The following is a 15,733-nucleotide window of genomic DNA, read 5'->3' on the forward strand; positions in this document are numbered from 1 at the left end:
CCATGCGCCGTCTCCGTTCACTTCTGATTCCGGGCGTCGACAAGAAGCTGCTGGTCAGGGACGCTGCGAAATTGCTGCCCGATCCGGCCCGCCGCCGTTTCATCGCCGGCGGCGCCAGCCTCGGCGCGTTGACGTTGCTGACGGGATGCGACGTGTCCGACGGTTTCTCAGCGGAAAACCTTCTGGTGCAGATTTCGAAGTTCAACGACAAGGTGCAGGCCGCGATCTTCAATCCGAACACGCTGGCGCCGACCTATACGGAAGCCGACATCACGCGGCCGTTTCCGTTCAATGGCTACTATACCGAGGACAAGGCGCCCGACGTCGACGGCGAGGACTACGAATTCGAGGTGCGGGGTCTCGTCGACAACAAGAAATCATGGACGCTTGACGAACTTTACAAGCTGCCGGAGGTCACGCAAATCACGCGGCACGTCTGCGTCGAGGGCTGGAGCGCGATCGGAAGCTGGAGCGGGACGCCGCTGCGCGATTTCCTCAAATTGATCGGCGCCGATACAAGCGCGAAATATTGCTGGTTCCAGTGCGCCGATGTCGACGGCTACAACAGTCCGCTGGACATGGCGACCGCCCTGCATCCGCAGACCCAGATGACATTCAAGTTCGACGGGAAAATCCTGCCGCGCAAGTACGGCTACCCAATGAAGATCAGGGTCCCGACCAAGCTCGGCTTCAAGAATCCGAAATACGTGCTCTCGATGGAAGTCACCAACGACTACAAGGGCGGCTACTGGGAAGACCAGGGTTACAATTCCTTCAGCGGCCTCTGAGATGACTGGCCGCTGTTGTCCCCGGCTGTTATAAGCGGGCGCCGTCGACGCCCATTATGGCCGAAGCCCTGATTTCCCTAAGCCGGAGGTTTTCATGATAGCCCGCATCCTTTTGACGGCGGCGACGCTCCTTGTCCTGACCGTGACTGCGGCGTCGGCCAATTCCGCCAAGGCTCTGCTGAAAAACGCCCAGGGCGCCGACGTCGGCAGTGTCGAATTGACGCAGGTCGATGACGGGGTTCTGCTGAAAGCGGCCCTGAAGGGCCTGCCGCCCGGCGAGCACGCATTCCACATTCACGCGGTCGGCAAATGCGAGCCGCCGTTCACTTCGGCGGGGGGCCACTTCAATCCCGGCAACAAGAAGCACGGCATGATGGCGGCCGATGGTCATCACGCCGGAGACATGCCAAACCTTGTCGTGCCCGCCTCGGGCGAATTGAAGCTTGAGGTGGTCAATACCGCCATCACGCTCGACAAGGACAAACCGAATTCGGTCCTGAAGCCAGGTGGCACAGCCATCGTCATCCACGCGGCGGCGGACGACTACAAAACCGATCCGACCGGCGATGCCGGCGGCCGCATCGCCTGCGGCGTCATCGAGTAGCGCCCCGTCAGGACGGCGCGGGACGCGGAAGCGGGCGCTGGAAGGCGGAGAGGATCGCACCGACCGCCAGCATCGCCGCCGAGACGTTGAGCGCATAGGACAGGCTGCCCATGGCGTCGGTGATCGCGCCGACCACGACCGGCCCCAGCGTCTGACCGATGCCGAACGAAATTGTCATAGCCGCGATCGCGGTCGGCCATGTCGCGAGCGGATAGTTGAAGCGCACGAACGCCGTGGTCGAGGTCACCACCGCGAAAAACGCCACGCCGAACACCAGCGCCGATAATTCAAGCAAAAGCGGCGTATGGCCCAGCAGCGGTATCGCGGCTCCAATGGCATTGACACCGAGGACGATGGTCATGCTGAGGCCGCCGCGGTCGAGGCCGAGCGTGCGCCGCCAGATCCAGGGCGTCGCCAGCGCGCTCAGTCCGATCAGGCTCCAGAACGCGCTTTGCGCCAGTGCGCCGCCGCCGCCGTCGCGGACATAGGCGATCATGAACGTCATGTAGGCGATATAGCCCGCACCGAACAGGAAGTAGGCGGCGAGGAAGATGATGACAGGGCGAATCGCGAAGCGTCCCTGCGCCGTCTGCGGGCCGCTCGCGGCGATATCGAAGCGCGCGACGAACATCGGCACTGTCATCATGATGGCGAGTCCGGTCATCGTCCACCACACGATCCACCACGATCCCGGGCCGAAATATTGCAGCACGAATGGCGCGATGAGTCCGGACGAGAGAATGCCGATGCCGGGACCGACGTAGAACAGGCTCATCAGGAAATTCGATCGCGCCGGCTGCGCTTGCGCGATCGTTGTCGCCAGTGTTCCGCCGGCAACGAATCCGATCGCCGCGGCGATTCCGACGATCAATCGGGCGAAGCTGAGAACGATGAAGTTGCCCGTCAGCGCGCAGAGCGCCAGCGAAACGGCGGCAGCCGCCGTCGACCAGCGTGTGCTTGCGGTCGGCCCGAAGCGCTTCGCGACCGAGGACGCGATCAGCGCGCCGGCGAGATAACCGGCGGCGTTGATCGTATTCATGAAGCCGGCCGACGAATAGGACCAGCCGAGACTGTCGCGCATGTCCGGCAGCACCAGCGAGTAGGCGAAGCGGCCGAGGCCAAGGCCGACGGTGGCCGTAAGCGAGAGGATCAGAATCAGCCGCGCGGGGTTGGCGGGCGCGGTTGGTCGCTCTGGTGCGTTCACAGAAACCTCCGGTAGCGCGCATTGTGGCAGCTTTCGACGGCGGGGCAATTAGCGCAAAGGCGTCTTGCCAACGGCGCGACGCCGTCCTAGCAATCGGCATTTCCGTCATTCCGGGGCGTGCCGAAGGCGCGAACCCGGAATCCACCTTTAGTGTCTGACTTTGGATTCCGGATTGCCTTGCTGCGCTCGGCGTCCGCGATGACGACATTCCGAGGACTTGTCATGGCGATCTACAAGCTGCTTCTCCTGCCCGGCGACGGCATCGGCCCCGAGGTGATGGCGGAGGTGAAGCGGCTGATCGGCTGGCTGGATGCGCAGGGTATCGCCACGTTCGAGACCGAGGAAGGCTTGGTGGGCGGCGCGTCCTATGACGCCGACAAGGTCAGCATCACCGACGCCACTATGGCCAAGGCGCTCGCCGCCGACGCCGTGCTGTTCGGTGCGGTGGGCGGCCCGAAGTGGGACCCGGTGCCCTACGAGGTGCGGCCCGAGGCTGGCTTGTTGCGGCTGCGCAAGGACCTTGGGCTCTACGCCAACCTACGCCCGGCGATCTGCTATCCGGCGCTTGCGGAATCCTCCAGTCTCAAGCGGGACCTCGTGGAGGGCCTCGACATCATGATCGTGCGCGAACTCACCGGCGGCGTCTATTTCGGCGAGCCGAAAGCCATCACCGACCTCGGCAACGGCCAGAAGCGCGCCATCGACACTCAGGTCTACGACACCTATGAAATTGAGCGCATCGCGCGCGTGGCCTTCGATCTCGCCCGCAAGCGCCGCAACAAGCTGACCTCGATGGAAAAGCGCAACGTCATGAAGTCCGGCGTGCTCTGGCACGAGGTGGTGACGCAGGTTCACCAGCGCGAATACAAGGACGTCGCGCTCGATCACCAGCTCGCCGATTCCGGCGGGATGCAGCTTGTGCGTCGCCCCAAGCAGTTCGACGTGATTGTCACCGACAACCTGTTCGGCGATATGCTCTCGGACATCGCGGCGATGCTGACCGGCTCGCTCGGGATGCTGCCGTCGGCGTCGCTCGGCGACATCGATCCGCAAACCGGAAAGCGTCGCGCGCTTTATGAGCCGGTGCATGGCTCGGCGCCCGATATCGCCGGGCAAGGGGCGGCCAATCCGATCGCGATGATGGCCTCGTTCGGGATGGCGCTGCGTTATTCCTTCGATATGGGGGATCTCGCGGACAAGCTCGACGCCGCGATCGCGGCGGTGCTCGCGAAAAGCCTGCGCACGGCCGATCTGAAGTCCGATGGCTCGACCGTCGTCAGCACATCGCAGATGGGTGAGGCGATCGTGAAGGAGCTTCAAGCGCTATACGCCTGAGTGCCACCCCCCCCGCAGGCAGAGACCCATACGTCGAGGAGTCTCGATTAGGCCGAAGTGGCGGGGGTTATGGGTCCCCGCGTTCGCGGGGACGACCCGTCGAAAGCCTTCAATAAAAATGCCCGGCTGTCCCGGGCATTTTTCATGTTGCTGCCGTTTACGAGCGCGCGCGGGGCAGAACGATCAGTACAGCGGAAATTCGGTCGGATATCCGCCGAGATCGGCCGGCGCACTGAGCGGTTGCCTGTCGATCGGCCGGTTCAGGTTTTCGCGGGCGAACGAGGGATAGCCGAGAGCCGGCGGAAAAGCGTAGTCGGTGAACTTGCGCTCGCCGGGCAGCACTTCGGTGCCGGCATCCAGCCAGGAGCGTTTGGAGATGTAGACGCGGGTGCGTGGGCCGGACTGGTACGACACGTTGGGTCCGGTCGGGCCATAAGCGCCGCTGCGGTCATAGTGCTTGCGCTTGGCCGCGCTCGCGTCGGTGGCGCTGAAGCCGACCGCAACGAAGGCAGCCGCCGCAAGCAACAGCGCGAGGCTTTTCGCAGCCCGGGTCGCGGCGGGGAATTTCAAAGTCATCGCGTCCTCATAGATCCGAGTGACAACCTTTTTACCGTCCGGCGGGCGGGCGCCACAAGCCCAATTGGGCCACACCTTGCGAGAATAATGCCGGTGACGACGAAATGTTTCTTCGAATCCAACGCGAGGGGTCCGGAAGGTTCGGCGAAAACGGGAATTAAGACCATGCCGCGGTTAGGGGGTGGACCGCTCGCCCGGTCGGGTCGATACGGTTATAAGTCTCTGGTTTTAATTAACTATCTACCTCCATCACGGCGCGCGCAGACATGCGCCTATATAACCCACATGATGTGCCGGAGCAGCTCCCCTGATGACCCTTGCACCTATGTCGGCGAAGCCGCGCATGACCGAATGGATTTCGGCAGGCTGCACCGGCCGAATCGGTCACGTCGGAACCAGGGTCCGACGTTGTCTTGAGGGCGTTTCTCGCATAGAAGCGCACCGTCTTCCCTTGTTTTGCGCGCGGGCGATAAGGGAGGCATTTTTCTTCGGAGAGTGAACGATGGGTTACAAAGTCGCGCTGGTCGGAGCGACCGGCAATGTCGGGCGTGAAATGCTCAACATCCTGGACGAGCGGAAATTCCCCGCGGACGAGGTGGTGGCGCTGGCCTCGCGCCGCAGCGTCGGCACCGAAGTCTCTTATGGCGACAAAACCCTGAAAGTCAAAGCGCTGGAGAATTACGATTTTGGCGACACCGACATTTGCCTGATGTCGGCCGGCGGCGCCGTGTCGAAGGAATGGTCGCCGAGGATCGCGGCGGCCGGCGCGGTCGTGATCGACAACTCGTCGACATGGCGGATGGATCCGGACGTGCCGCTGGTCGTGCCCGAGGTCAACGCGGACGCGGTCGCTGGTTTCACCAAAAAGCACATCATCGCCAATCCGAACTGCTCGACCGCGCAGCTTGTGGTGGCGCTGAAGCCGCTGCATGACAAGGCCGTCATCAGGCGCGTCGTGGTCGCGACCTATCAGTCCGTTTCAGGCGCCGGCAAGGACGCCATGGACGAATTGTTCGCGCAGACCAAGGCGGTCTACACCGCGAGCGAACTCGTGAACAAGAAATTCCCGAAGCGTATCGCCTTCAACGTCATCCCCGAGATCGACGTGTTCATGGAGGACGGCTACACCAAGGAAGAATGGAAGATGATGATGGAGACCAAGAAGATTCTTGATCCCAAAATCAGGCTGACCGCCACCTGTGTGCGTGTGCCGGTGTTCATCGGCCATTCGGAAGCCGTCACCATCGAGTTCGAGAAGCCGATCACGCCCGACGAGGCGCGCGGCATCCTGCGCAACGCGCCGGGGTGTCTCGTGATCGACAAGCACGAGCCGGGCGGCTACGTCACGCCGTACGAATCGGCGGGCGAGGACGCCACCTACATCAGCCGCATTCGCGAGGATGCGACGGTGGAGAACGGGCTGTCGATGTGGGTGGTGTCCGACAACCTGCGCAAGGGCGCGGCGCTGAATGCGATCCAGATCGCCGAGTGCCTGATCAACCGCAAGCTGATCCAGGCCAAACAGAAAGCCGCCTGACCGGTAGCGTTTTCGAGCGAAGGGCCGGACGGACATTCCTCGCTTCTGATTCGATTCGAAGCGAGACGACGTTGCGGAGCCGGTGACCGGCTCTCGTTGCCGGCGGAAGCCGTCAGGCCCAGGCGCGCTCGCGCCTCGCCTTGTCCTCGTAGCTGTCGATCGCCGCCTTCTTTTCCATCGTCAGTCCGATGTCGTCGAGGCCGTTTAGCAGGCAGTGCTTGCGGAACGCGTCGATCTCGAATGTCGCTTTGCCGCCGTCGGGGCCGCGGATTTCCTGATTGGCGAGATCGATGGTCAGCGTTGCGTTGGCGCCGCGCTCGGCGTCGTCGAACAGCTTGTCGAGGTCGGCTTGCGTCACGCGGATCGGCAGGATGCCGTTCTTGAAGCAGTTGTTGTAGAAGATGTCACCGAACGAGGTGGAGATCACGCAGCGGATGCCGAAGTCGAGCAGCGCCCACGGCGCGTGCTCGCGCGACGAGCCACAGCCGAAATTGTCGCCGGCGACAAGAACCTTGGCGTTGCGATAGGCCGGCTTATTGAGAACGAAGTCCGGATTCTCCGAGCCGTCGTCCCTGTAGCGCTGCTCCGAGAAAAGCCCCTTGCCAAGGCCGGTGCGCTTGATGGTCTTCAGATACTGCTTCGGAATGATCATGTCGGTGTCGACATTGATGATCTTCAGCGGCGCCGCGACGCCTTCCAGCGTTGTGAACTTGTCCATGACCGGAGTCCTCGTGAGCGGCCGTTCTATCCCGATCCCGGCCTCGATCCAAGGGGCCTATCCTGCCGCCTGCGCCTCGATCGCCTCCATGTCGGCATCGGACAGCCCGAAGTGGTGGCCGATTTCGTGGATCAACACATGGGTGATGATGCGGCCGAGCGTTTCGTCATGCTCGGCCCAGTAGTCGATGATGGGACGGCGGTAGAGCCAGATCAGATTGGGCAGCCTGGCAACGTCATCGTAGCTCTGGAACGGCAGGCCCGTGCCCTGGAACAGTCCCAGCAGGTCGTATTCGCTGTCGGCCTTCATCTCGTCCAGCACCTCGTCGGTCGGGAAATCCTCGACGCGGATGATGAGACCCGCGCACAGACGCCGGAAATGCTCGGGCAGGCGCGCGAACGCCTCGTGCGCCATGGCCTCCATGTCAGCCAGCGAGGGGGCTTTGACGGACGTCCACATGGCGCCTGTTTAACCGTGTTTTGCCGCGGGGGCACCGTTTTTTAAGATCCGGGCTTTTAAGATCCGGGCGATGTCACGGTTGACGCGGGCGCGGCAATCGGAGACCGTCGGCTACGAACACGAAAACCGGGGCGCTGTGATGGACCTCAGGATGACAGCGGTGAGGCTGGCGATGGGCGCGGCAGTGCTTCTGCTTCTGCTGCCGGGTACGATTCTGTTTGAGGACCGCGCGGAGGCGCAAACAGCGCTGAACACTGAACGCGCCGTAACAACCGATGTCTCGGCGCAGGCGCGCAAGCGGCGGCCGCGCGTGCGCATCTACCGCGAGGACGAACGCGGGGTCTATCCGAGCTATAATCCCGGTCCCGACGCCGTACGCGATTGCACCGCGCATTATGTGCAGGAATTCCGGCCGAGCGGCACGGTGATCGTTCCGCGGATGAACTGTTACTGGCGCCACGGCTGACGGCACCGCGCGGGGCGTCGTTCGGCCCGTCCTCCATGTATCGGTTTTCAACGGTTCAGTGTAAGCGTGCGGCGCATCGTCGCCGCTCATGATCGCGGCAGGTGCATTCACGTCGCATTCACATCTGCGCTTCTAGCTTCGTCGCTCGCATCGCGGCGGCGATGGAACCATCTGCTGCGGTTCGCTGTTACGTGTTGTATTCCATGGAGGTCCACATGCTTTTGAAGAAAATTCTGGGATTTGCCGCCCTCGGTGCGCTCCTGGTTGTCGCGGCTCCCGCGCAGCAGGCGCAAGCGGCAACGCCGGTCGGTCCGGGCATCGCCACCACCGCGCAGAGCGACGCCGGCAAGCTGACGACCAACGTGCAGTGGGGGCATCACCACCATCGCCACTGGCGGCCTCGCCATCATCACCATCATCAGCACTGGCGGCCTTATCGCCATCATCATCACTATGGGCATCATCACCATGGGCATCGTCACCAGGGTCATCATCGCCATAACCGTCATCGCCACTAGCGTTGATCCGATCCGGGTGGTTGGCCAAAGCGAGCCCCGCCCATAGTCGAGCAGGCCCGCATCGCGGGCCTGTTTTTTTGACAACCGCGCCGATATAATCGACCGACATAATCAGCAGGATCGTTTGATCGCGGAAATTGCCATGAAAACATATCTCGGCGTCGGCCTTGCGGCGGCAATCGTGGCGTTGTCCGGCGCAACATCCATCGAAGGCGCGGAGGCGGGCTCGCGCTCCGACGCTGTCGCCACGCGGTCCATGGCGCTGACTGACGTCGGTGCGGCGCGGCGCGCCCATCGCGTGCATCGGAGACATCGCCATCGGCACCATCGTCCCCGCGTCTATGTCCGTGGTCCTTATCAGCCCTACTATGAGCGGCCGTCTTACTACGTGCCGCAGGGACCGGCGCCGTTCTTTCCGTTCGGCTTCGGTTACGGCCTCGATCCGTCCTGGTGAGTGATGGCTACTCGATGCGCGGCCGCTTAGCGCGCCACGACCGTTGCGCGCCGACGCCGTGATGCCGATCAGACCGGCAGCCGTGCCTTGTTCTCAGCGTCATAGACCGCGATCCGAAGGATCGGGAAACGCGACTTCAATTCCGTGGCGGCCTGCTTTGCCTGGGCCAGCGTCTCGAACTGGTTCTTGAAATGCCCGTCGACCAGCAGCGTAAAGCCGGTTGCGGGCGGCACGTCGGCGCGCGGCGCAGGACTGGATACCGGTTTGGTCGTCGCCGCGGCAGGCGTCGGCACGACTGTGGGCGCCGGAATAATCGGCGCGGTGACGGCGGGAGCCGGCTTCGGCGGCAAGGTGAGAGCTTTGCGCGGCGCGGTCGCGATCGGCATTTCAGTCGCGCACGATACGGTGTTGCTGCTGCTCTTCATGACCGCCGCCGGCTTCGCGACTTTGCCCTTTGCGGACGCCGGCTTTGCAGGCGTCTTGGGAAGCGTCCTTGTGGCCGCCTTTGCCGATGCCTTCGCGGATGGACGCGACGTTTTTACTGCCTTGCGGGCAGGGGTTTTGGTCGTGGCTTTTTTCATGACATCATTACGACTGACGGAATTTTCCGGCGAAGGCAACCCACCAGTCGAGGCAGGCCGGATTCGCCATCGCATCCTCGTTGATGTTTTTTTCGATCGGCTGACCGGATAGCAGCGGCCTGATCGCAACGCCCTGCTTTTGCCGGGCAATGCGCGCGGATTTTTCGGGCATCGCAAAAATTTCGTGCGGCAGAAAGCGACTCGACTCGCTCTAAAGTTCTGATGGTTTGCTTCATTGCGGCGCTGGGTGCAAGGCCGTCGCGCAGCACGACTGGCAGCGGCATGTCACTCTTGCGCCCGAGAAATTTAAGGTCGCGGAACCCGAGTGCCGGGCATGAGTCCATTTGGCGAAGGTTCTCAATGCCACTCGCGGACGTCGACGAAGTGACCCGCGATCGCGGCCGCCGCCGCCATCGCGGGCGACACCAGATGCGTGCGGCCCTTGAAACCTTGCCGGCCTTCGAAGTTGCGGTTGGAGGTCGAGGCGCAGCGCTCTTCCGGCTTCAGCTTGTCGGGATTCATCGCAAGGCACATCGAGCAGCCCGGCTCGCGCCACTCGAAACCGGCCTTGATGAAGATCTTGTCGAGGCCTTCGGCTTCCGCCTGCTCCTTCACGAGCCCTGAGCCCGGCACGACCATGGCATTGACGTTGCCGTTCACCGTTCTGCCGTCCGCGATCTTCGCCGCCGCGCGCAGATCCTCGATGCGGCCGTTGGTGCAGGAGCCGATGAAGACGCGGTCGAGCGTGATGTCGGTGATCCTGGTGCCCGCAGTCAGGCCCATGTAGTGCAGCGCGCGCTCCTTGGAGAGCCGCTTCGCTTCGTCGGCGATGTCGGCGGGATTGGGCACCTTGCCGGTCACCGAAATGACGTCTTCAGGACTGGTGCCCCAGGTCACGATCGGCGGCAGCTTGGCGGCGTCGAGCCGGATCTCGTGATCGAAGTGCGCGCCGTCGTCGCTGCGCAGTTTCTCCCAGTAGCGCATCGCCGCATCCCAGTCGGCGCCCTTCGGCGCTTTCGGGCGTCCTTTCAGGAACTCGTAGGCCTTCTCGTCCGGCGCGACCAGGCCGGCGCGCGCGCCGCCCTCGATCGACATGTTGCAGACCGTCATGCGGCCTTCCATGGTCAGCGCGCGGATCGCGGCGCCGGCATATTCCAGCACAAAGCCGGTGCCGCCGGCGGTGCCGATCTCGCCGATGATGGCGAGAATGATGTCCTTGGCGGTGACGCCGTCCGGCAGCGTGCCGTCGACCACCGCGCGCATGTTCTTCGCCTTCTTCTGGATCAGCGTCTGGGTCGCAAGCACATGCTCGACCTCGGAGGTGCCGATGCCGTGCGCCAGCGCCCCGAATGCGCCGTGGGTCGAGGTGTGGCTGTCGCCGCAGACGATGGTGGTGCCGGGCAGGGTAAAGCCCTGCTCGGGGCCGATGACGTGAACGATGCCCTGACGCTTGTCGAACTCGTTGTAGTATTCGATGCCGAAATCCTTGGCGTTCCGCGCCAGCGTCGCGATCTGCTCGGCGCTCTCCGGATCGGGATTGGGTTTTGTACGATCGGTCGTCGGCACGTTGTGATCGACCACCGCGAGCGTCTTCTCCGGCGCATGAACCTTGCGGCCGGCCACGCGCAGACCCTCGAACGCCTGAGGCGAGGTCACTTCATGGACGAGGTGGCGATCGATGTAGATCAGGCAGGTGCCGTCCTCGGCCTCGTGGACCAGATGATCGTTCCAGATCTTGTCGTACAGGGTTGTCGGTTTGGACATGGACGTGAACCTATTGGAATTCTTTGAACGGGTCGCGCCGTGGGCGCGCGAGACAATCGCTGACGGGAACGCGGCGTCAGGTCGCCGAGGTCGCGAACCGTCCGAAGAAGCGTCCGGGCAAACGGCTGCGGTCGTCGATCACGATGCGCGCGACGAGGCGGCCGATGCTGGTCTGATCTGGGACCATTCCATCTTCTAACATGGCGGCATCCGCCGCGACAATCAATCGCGCCGCGGCGCCCTGCATCCGCGATAGATAGGCGCGAGCGCGGCAACAAAAAAGCGCGGCCGGTGCCGCGCTTTCGAAAGGCTTCGGAAGCGGGGCCGGGTGCGCTCAGCTCGTCGCTGCCGCGCGGTCCGTCTTTTTCTCGACAATGCGGGCCGACTTGCCGCGCAGGTTGCGCAGGTAATAAAGCTTGGCGCGGCGCACCTTGCCGCGGCGCACCACCTTGATCGAGTCGATCATCGGCGACATCACCGGAAACACGCGCTCGACGCCCTCGCCGTAGGAAATCTTGCGGACCGTGAAGCTCTCGTTGAGTCCGCCGCCGGAGCGGCCGATGCAGACGCCTTCATAGGCCTGCACGCGGGTGCGCTCGCCTTCGACCACCTTGACGTTGACGATCACGGTATCGCCGGGGCCGAACTCCGGAATGGTTTTGGTCGCCGACAGTTTGTCGAACTGCTCTTTTTCGAGCTGCTGAATGATGTTCATTGCAATCTCCATCGGCGGCGCGCCCGGCCGTTTGAGGGGGCTGCGCGGAATTCTTTTATCCAGCGGCACATATTCCGCAAACGTGGATACCGGTTTTGCGAAAAGAATACGCGCAACTCAATTGGTTAGAGCATTTTCGAACGGCAAACCGGATTCCACTTTGCCTGAAAACGCTCGCTGCGCGGATTTGGCGCTCATATACGGCAAAGCCGGAGCGTTGTCACCCATCCGTCGTGTTTTTTGGCGGATTTTGCCTGGCCCATGCCGTCCAGAGGTCCGGACGGCGCGCCTCGGTCAGGGCTTCCGCCTCGGCCCGCCGCCAGGCGGCCACCTTGGCGTGGTCGCCGGAGAGAAGGATGTCCGGGATCGGGCGGCCTTCGAACTCCTGCGGGCGGGTGTATTGGGGGTATTCAAGCAGTCCGTGCGAAAAACTCTCGTCCGCGCTGGATTCCGCCTTGCCCATCACCCCCGGCAAAAGCCGGACGCACGCATCGATCAGCGTTATCGCGGCGATTTCGCCCCCGGACAGCACATAGTCACCGATGGACACTTCCTCGAGCCCGCGGGCCTCGATCGCCCGCTGGTCCACCCCCTCGAACCGCCCGCAGACGATCAGCGGCCCTGGCCCCGCGGCCAGTTCCACGATCTGTGACTGGGTCAATGGCCGACCTCGCGGACTCATCAGCAGGCGTGGCCTGTCCGGCGACACCTCCGCCGCGTCGATGGCTTTGGCAAGCACATCGGCGCGCAGCACCATGCCCGGGCCGCCGCCGGCCGGGGTGTCATCGACGCTGCGGTGGCGGTCGGTGGCGGAATCCCGGATATCGCGGACGTCCAGCGCCCACAGGCCGGCGGCCAGCGCCCTCCCGGCGAGGCTGGCGCCGAGCGGCCCCGGAAACATCTCGGGAAACAGGGTCAGGACGGTCGCGCGCCAGGATATTTGCTGTGGTGTCATGAGCCAAACCGCCGTCATTGCGAGCGAAGCGAAGCAATCCAAGAGTCTGGTGCGAGAGCTGGATTGCTTCGTCGCTGTCGGGACGACGCTATGCGTCGCCCTGCGCTCCTCGCAATGACGAAATGATTATGCCTGATCAGGCTCCTCGCCCTCGATTTCGCCGGGCATCTCGATCACCACACGTCCGCCCGCGATGTCCACGGTCGGCACCACGGCATCGGTGAACGGCAGCATCCGCGTCGGACCGTGCGCGGGCGCGATCTCGATGATGTCGCCGGCGCCGAAATTGTGGATGGCGGCGACGGTTCCGAGCGGCGTGCCGGCCGCATCGACCGCAGTGAGGCCGATCAGGTCGGCGTGGTAGAATTCGCCCTCGTCTGTCGCGGGAAGTTTGTCGCGTGCGACGTAGAGGTCGGTGCCGTTAAGCCGCTCGGCCTCGTCGCGCGTGGTGACGCCCTTCAATGTCGCGATGAGGTGGTCTTTCGTCGGACGAGCGTGTGTCACTTCAAACTGACGCGCGCCGTCCCTGGTCGCGAGCGGGCCGTAATGCTTTACGGCCAGCGGATCTTCGGTGAACGTCCACAGCCGCACCTCGCCGCGCAGGCCATGCGCGGCGCCGATCCGGGCCACGCAGACGCGCCGTACCTCCGCGCACGGCATCTGGTCAACTTCTGTCATTGTGAGGAGCGGAGCGACGAAGCAATCCGGTCTTGCGCGCTTGCTCTGGATTGCTCCGCTTCGCTCGCAATGACGAAGGCATTTGTCTTACGCCTTCGCGGCGGCTTCGGCCTGCGCCTTGCGCTCCTTGCGCGGCACGGCCTTCTCCGGGTTGTTGCGCGCCGTGCGCTTCTTGACGCCGGCGGCATCCAGGAAACGCGCCACGCGGTCGGACGGCTGCGCGCCCTTGGCGAGCCAGGCCTTGACCTTGTCGAGGTCGATCTTGAGCCGGTCGGCATTGTCCTTCGGCATCAGCGGATTGAAGTAGCCGAGCCGCTCGATGAAACGGCCGTCGCGCGGATAGCGCGAATCGGCGACGACGAGATGATAGACCGGCCGCTTCTTGGTGCCGGCACGGGCGAGGCGGATCACGACGGGCATAAGGTTCTCCTGATGTGGTTCGATTGAAAAGGTTGATCGATTTGCTCACGTCATTCCGGGGCGCGAGCGCTTGCGAGCGAGCCCGGAATCCATAACCACGACAGGGAGTATGGATTCCGGGCCCGCGCAAAGACGCGCGTCCCGGAATGACGGGTAGAGAGGGGGATTCTCATTTCTTCTTCCTGGGGAAGCCGAGGCCGGGCAGCGTCGGCTTGCCGCCAAGTCCGGTGAGGCCGGGAAGGTTGGGCAGACCGCCGCGCAATCCCGCCGGCAGATCCTTCGGCATTTGCGGCAGGCCGTCGGCGCCTTTCGGCATTTTATCCGCCAGCGCTTTCATTTGTTCGGGCGTGGGCATCGGCATGCCGCCGCCGAAGCCCATGGCCTGCGCGATGCCGGCGAGCGCGCCGCGCTTGCCGGTTGCCATCATCTTCATCATGTCGGCCATGCTGCGATGCATCTTGAGCAGCTTGTTGATCTCCTCGACCTTCTGGCCGGCGCCGGCAGCGATGCGCCGCTTGCGGCTGGCCTTCAGGATATCGGGATGCTTGCGCTCCTGCCGCGTCATCGAATCGATCACCGCGACCTGACGTTTGATGATCCTGTCGTCGAGACCGGCTGCGGCGATTTGGTTCTTCATCTTGGCGACGCCGGGCATCATGCCCATCAGGCCGGATACGCCGCCCATGTTCGCCATCTGCAACAACTGCTCGCGCATGTCGTTGAGGTCGAACTGGCCCTTGCGCATCTTCTCGGTCGTGCGCGCGGCTTTTTCGGCATCGATATTGGCGGCGGCCTTTTCGACCAGCGTGACCACGTCGCCCATGCCGAGGATGCGGCCGGCGATGCGGGAGGGATGGAAATCCTCCAGCGCGTCGGTCTTTTCGCCGGTGCCGATCAGCTTGATCGGCTTGCCGGTGACCTGACGCATCGACAGCGCGGCGCCGCCGCGGCCGTCTCCGTCCACTCGAGTCAGCACGATGCCGGTGAGGCCGACGCGCTCGTCGAACGAGCGCGCGAGGTTGACGGCGTCCTGGCCGGTCAGCGAGTCCGCGACCAGCAGCACTTCATGCGGCTGGGCCACGGCTTTGATGTTCGCCGCCTCGGACATCATCTCTTCGTCGAGCGTGGTGCGGCCGGCGGTGTCGAGCAACACCACGTCGTAACCGCCGAGCTTGCCGGCTTCCAGCGCGCGGCGTGCGATCTGCTCGGGCTTTTGCCCCGCGGCGATCGGCAGCGTCTGGATTTCGAGATCGCGGCCGAGCACCGCGAGCTGCTCCATCGCGGCCGGACGATAGATGTCGAGCGAGGCCATCAGGACTTTGCGTTTGTCGCGTTCGGTCAGCCGCCGCGCCAGCTTTGCTGTCGTGGTGGTCTTGCCCGAGCCCTGCAGGCCGACCATCATGATGGTGATCGGCGGCACCGCATTGAGGTCGATGGTCTGGCCGTCGTCGCCGAGCGTGGCGATCAGTTCGTCATGGACGATCTTCACCACCATCTGGCCCGGCGTCACCGATTTGACGACGGTGGCGCCGATCGCCTGCTCGCGGACCTTGTCGGTAAAGCTTCTGACGACATCGAGCGAGACGTCGGCCTCGAGCAGCGCCCGGCGCACCTCGCGCATGGCGGCATCGACATCGGCTTCCGTCAACGCGCCGCGCCGCGTCAGCCGATCGAGAATGCCTCCGAGCCTTTCCGACAGATTGTCGAACATGAGCCGTTCCTGGTTTTTTACCTCGCCCCATGGGAGAGGGGGCCGCGAGGACATCTTGGCGCTCGCCGGCGCCAAACTCCAAAACACGTTTGCGCCCGAGGGCGCACAGCGCTGTCGGACGTTGACCTCCGGCCCCTGCGGCCGGTCGGCGGGTCGAAAAGAACATCTCTTCGAGAATTCGGACGGATTTACAGGCGTCGGCCCGCCGGAGTCAAGCCGATTGGCGCGGCAGTTGCCTGGTTTTCAGCTC

Annotated in this window: 20 protein-coding genes; 7 read left to right on the top strand and 13 right to left on the bottom strand. The window is 63.7% G+C overall.

What is annotated here, in order from left to right:
- Positions 1-2: 2 nt before the first annotated feature.
- Positions 3-788 (top strand): molybdopterin-dependent oxidoreductase, encoded by a 786-nt coding sequence (locus V4R08_RS12680; RefSeq protein ID WP_335579675.1) that lies wholly within the window; start codon positions 3-5, stop codon positions 786-788.
- Between the two features lie 94 nt (positions 789-882).
- Positions 883-1,392, top strand: a complete 510-nt coding sequence (locus V4R08_RS12685; protein WP_335579676.1) for a superoxide dismutase family protein — start codon at positions 883-885, stop codon at positions 1,390-1,392.
- 7 nt (positions 1,393-1,399) lie between these two features.
- Here the strand turns inward: V4R08_RS12685 and V4R08_RS12690 are convergent, their stop codons facing one another.
- Positions 1,400-2,596 carry a YbfB/YjiJ family MFS transporter gene (locus tag V4R08_RS12690; RefSeq protein WP_335579677.1) on the bottom strand — a complete coding sequence of 399 codons (1,197 nt, stop codon included), beginning with the start codon at positions 2,594-2,596 and terminating at the stop codon, positions 1,400-1,402.
- Positions 2,597-2,818: 222 nt separating this feature from the next.
- On the opposite strand from V4R08_RS12690, the gene leuB reads away from it, so the two are divergent.
- Entirely contained in the window at positions 2,819-3,931 is a 1,113-nt protein-coding gene (gene leuB / locus V4R08_RS12695) for a 3-isopropylmalate dehydrogenase (RefSeq protein WP_335579678.1), read from the top strand.
- 183 nt (positions 3,932-4,114) lie between these two features.
- Here the strand turns inward: leuB and V4R08_RS12700 are convergent, their stop codons facing one another.
- Positions 4,115-4,507, bottom strand: a complete 393-nt coding sequence (locus V4R08_RS12700; protein WP_335579679.1) for a hypothetical protein — start codon at positions 4,505-4,507, stop codon at positions 4,115-4,117.
- Between the two features lie 502 nt (positions 4,508-5,009).
- Between V4R08_RS12700 and V4R08_RS12705 the strand changes: the two genes are divergently transcribed.
- Entirely contained in the window at positions 5,010-6,044 is a 1,035-nt protein-coding gene (locus tag V4R08_RS12705; protein ID WP_335579680.1) for an aspartate-semialdehyde dehydrogenase, read from the top strand.
- Between the two features lie 112 nt (positions 6,045-6,156).
- Here the strand turns inward: V4R08_RS12705 and leuD are convergent, their stop codons facing one another.
- Positions 6,157-6,762 (bottom strand): 3-isopropylmalate dehydratase small subunit, encoded by a 606-nt coding sequence (leuD, locus tag V4R08_RS12710; protein WP_335579681.1) that lies wholly within the window; start codon positions 6,760-6,762, stop codon positions 6,157-6,159.
- Between the two features lie 57 nt (positions 6,763-6,819).
- On the bottom strand, positions 6,820-7,221 hold the full coding sequence (locus tag V4R08_RS12715) for a metallopeptidase family protein (protein WP_335579682.1): 402 nt from the start codon (positions 7,219-7,221) through the stop codon (positions 6,820-6,822).
- 139 nt (positions 7,222-7,360) lie between these two features.
- On the opposite strand from V4R08_RS12715, the gene V4R08_RS12720 reads away from it, so the two are divergent.
- Positions 7,361-7,687 carry a hypothetical protein gene (locus V4R08_RS12720; protein ID WP_335580280.1) on the top strand — a complete coding sequence of 109 codons (327 nt, stop codon included), beginning with the start codon at positions 7,361-7,363 and terminating at the stop codon, positions 7,685-7,687.
- 107 nt (positions 7,688-7,794) lie between these two features.
- On the opposite strand, the gene V4R08_RS12725 is transcribed toward V4R08_RS12720, so the two are convergent.
- Entirely contained in the window at positions 7,795-8,202 is a 408-nt protein-coding gene (locus V4R08_RS12725) for a hypothetical protein (RefSeq protein WP_335579683.1), read from the bottom strand.
- A gap of 145 nt (positions 8,203-8,347) precedes the next feature.
- Between V4R08_RS12725 and V4R08_RS12730 the strand changes: the two genes are divergently transcribed.
- Positions 8,348-8,659 (top strand): hypothetical protein, encoded by a 312-nt coding sequence (locus tag V4R08_RS12730; RefSeq protein WP_335579684.1) that lies wholly within the window; start codon positions 8,348-8,350, stop codon positions 8,657-8,659.
- 68 nt (positions 8,660-8,727) lie between these two features.
- Here V4R08_RS12730 and V4R08_RS12735 read toward each other — a convergent pair whose 3' ends face one another.
- Positions 8,728-9,084, bottom strand: coding sequence for a hypothetical protein (locus tag V4R08_RS12735; RefSeq protein WP_335579685.1), 357 nt, complete (start codon positions 9,082-9,084; stop codon positions 8,728-8,730).
- Between V4R08_RS12735 and V4R08_RS12740 the strand changes: the two genes are divergently transcribed.
- A complete protein-coding gene (locus V4R08_RS12740; protein WP_335579686.1) occupies positions 9,068-9,352 on the top strand; it encodes a hypothetical protein in 285 nt (94 codons plus the stop codon). The two genes, V4R08_RS12735 and V4R08_RS12740, sit on opposite strands and share 17 nt — an antisense overlap.
- 245 nt (positions 9,353-9,597) lie before the next feature.
- On the opposite strand, the gene leuC is transcribed toward V4R08_RS12740, so the two are convergent.
- The 7 genes from leuC to ffh all read right to left on the bottom strand — a co-directional run bounded on the left by leuC (position 9,598) and on the right by ffh (position 15,483).
- The gene (gene leuC, locus V4R08_RS12745) at positions 9,598-11,004 is read right to left on the bottom strand and encodes a 3-isopropylmalate dehydratase large subunit (protein ID WP_335579687.1); all 1,407 of its coding nucleotides are present in this window, start codon (positions 11,002-11,004) and stop codon (positions 9,598-9,600) included.
- 76 nt (positions 11,005-11,080) lie between these two features.
- Complete coding sequence (locus V4R08_RS12750) at positions 11,081-11,206, bottom strand: hypothetical protein (protein ID WP_335579688.1); 126 nt, start codon at positions 11,204-11,206, stop codon at positions 11,081-11,083.
- Positions 11,207-11,338: 132 nt separating this feature from the next.
- Positions 11,339-11,719, bottom strand: a complete 381-nt coding sequence (gene rplS, locus V4R08_RS12755) for a 50S ribosomal protein L19 (protein WP_011511952.1) — start codon at positions 11,717-11,719, stop codon at positions 11,339-11,341.
- 220 nt (positions 11,720-11,939) lie between these two features.
- Positions 11,940-12,674, bottom strand: coding sequence for a tRNA (guanosine(37)-N1)-methyltransferase TrmD (trmD, locus tag V4R08_RS12760; protein WP_335579689.1), 735 nt, complete (start codon positions 12,672-12,674; stop codon positions 11,940-11,942).
- Positions 12,675-12,800: 126 nt separating this feature from the next.
- On the bottom strand, positions 12,801-13,334 hold the full coding sequence (gene rimM / locus V4R08_RS12765) for a ribosome maturation factor RimM (protein ID WP_335579690.1): 534 nt from the start codon (positions 13,332-13,334) through the stop codon (positions 12,801-12,803).
- Between the two features lie 105 nt (positions 13,335-13,439).
- Positions 13,440-13,772, bottom strand: a complete 333-nt coding sequence (gene rpsP, locus V4R08_RS12770) for a 30S ribosomal protein S16 (protein ID WP_335579691.1) — start codon at positions 13,770-13,772, stop codon at positions 13,440-13,442.
- Positions 13,773-13,941: 169 nt separating this feature from the next.
- Positions 13,942-15,483 carry a signal recognition particle protein gene (ffh, locus tag V4R08_RS12775; protein WP_335579692.1) on the bottom strand — a complete coding sequence of 514 codons (1,542 nt, stop codon included), beginning with the start codon at positions 15,481-15,483 and terminating at the stop codon, positions 13,942-13,944.
- Positions 15,484-15,733 lie beyond the last annotated feature (250 nt).

Source organism: Nitrobacter sp. NHB1 (assembly GCF_036964665.1).
Taxonomy (GTDB): Bacteria; Pseudomonadota; Alphaproteobacteria; order Rhizobiales; family Xanthobacteraceae; genus Nitrobacter.

Coding starts and splice junctions, on each gene's coding strand:
- V4R08_RS12680 (WP_335579675.1), top strand. CDS start 3: ATGCGCCGTCTCCGTTCACTTCTGATTCCGGGCGTCGACAAGAAGCTG.
- V4R08_RS12685 (WP_335579676.1), top strand. CDS start 883: ATGATAGCCCGCATCCTTTTGACGGCGGCGACGCTCCTTGTCCTGACC.
- leuB (WP_335579678.1), top strand. CDS start 2,819: ATGGCGATCTACAAGCTGCTTCTCCTGCCCGGCGACGGCATCGGCCCC.
- V4R08_RS12700 (WP_335579679.1), bottom strand. CDS start 4,507: ATGACTTTGAAATTCCCCGCCGCGACCCGGGCTGCGAAAAGCCTCGCG.
- V4R08_RS12705 (WP_335579680.1), top strand. CDS start 5,010: ATGGGTTACAAAGTCGCGCTGGTCGGAGCGACCGGCAATGTCGGGCGT.
- leuD (WP_335579681.1), bottom strand. CDS start 6,762: ATGGACAAGTTCACAACGCTGGAAGGCGTCGCGGCGCCGCTGAAGATC.
- V4R08_RS12715 (WP_335579682.1), bottom strand. CDS start 7,221: ATGTGGACGTCCGTCAAAGCCCCCTCGCTGGCTGACATGGAGGCCATG.
- V4R08_RS12720 (WP_335580280.1), top strand. CDS start 7,361: ATGGACCTCAGGATGACAGCGGTGAGGCTGGCGATGGGCGCGGCAGTG.
- V4R08_RS12730 (WP_335579684.1), top strand. CDS start 8,348: ATGAAAACATATCTCGGCGTCGGCCTTGCGGCGGCAATCGTGGCGTTG.
- V4R08_RS12735 (WP_335579685.1), bottom strand. CDS start 9,084: ATGAAGAGCAGCAGCAACACCGTATCGTGCGCGACTGAAATGCCGATC.
- leuC (WP_335579687.1), bottom strand. CDS start 11,004: ATGTCCAAACCGACAACCCTGTACGACAAGATCTGGAACGATCATCTG.
- V4R08_RS12750 (WP_335579688.1), bottom strand. CDS start 11,206: ATGTTAGAAGATGGAATGGTCCCAGATCAGACCAGCATCGGCCGCCTC.
- rplS (WP_011511952.1), bottom strand. CDS start 11,719: ATGAACATCATTCAGCAGCTCGAAAAAGAGCAGTTCGACAAACTGTCG.
- trmD (WP_335579689.1), bottom strand. CDS start 12,674: ATGACACCACAGCAAATATCCTGGCGCGCGACCGTCCTGACCCTGTTT.
- rimM (WP_335579690.1), bottom strand. CDS start 13,334: ATGCCGTGCGCGGAGGTACGGCGCGTCTGCGTGGCCCGGATCGGCGCC.
- rpsP (WP_335579691.1), bottom strand. CDS start 13,772: ATGCCCGTCGTGATCCGCCTCGCCCGTGCCGGCACCAAGAAGCGGCCG.
- ffh (WP_335579692.1), bottom strand. CDS start 15,483: ATGTTCGACAATCTGTCGGAAAGGCTCGGAGGCATTCTCGATCGGCTG.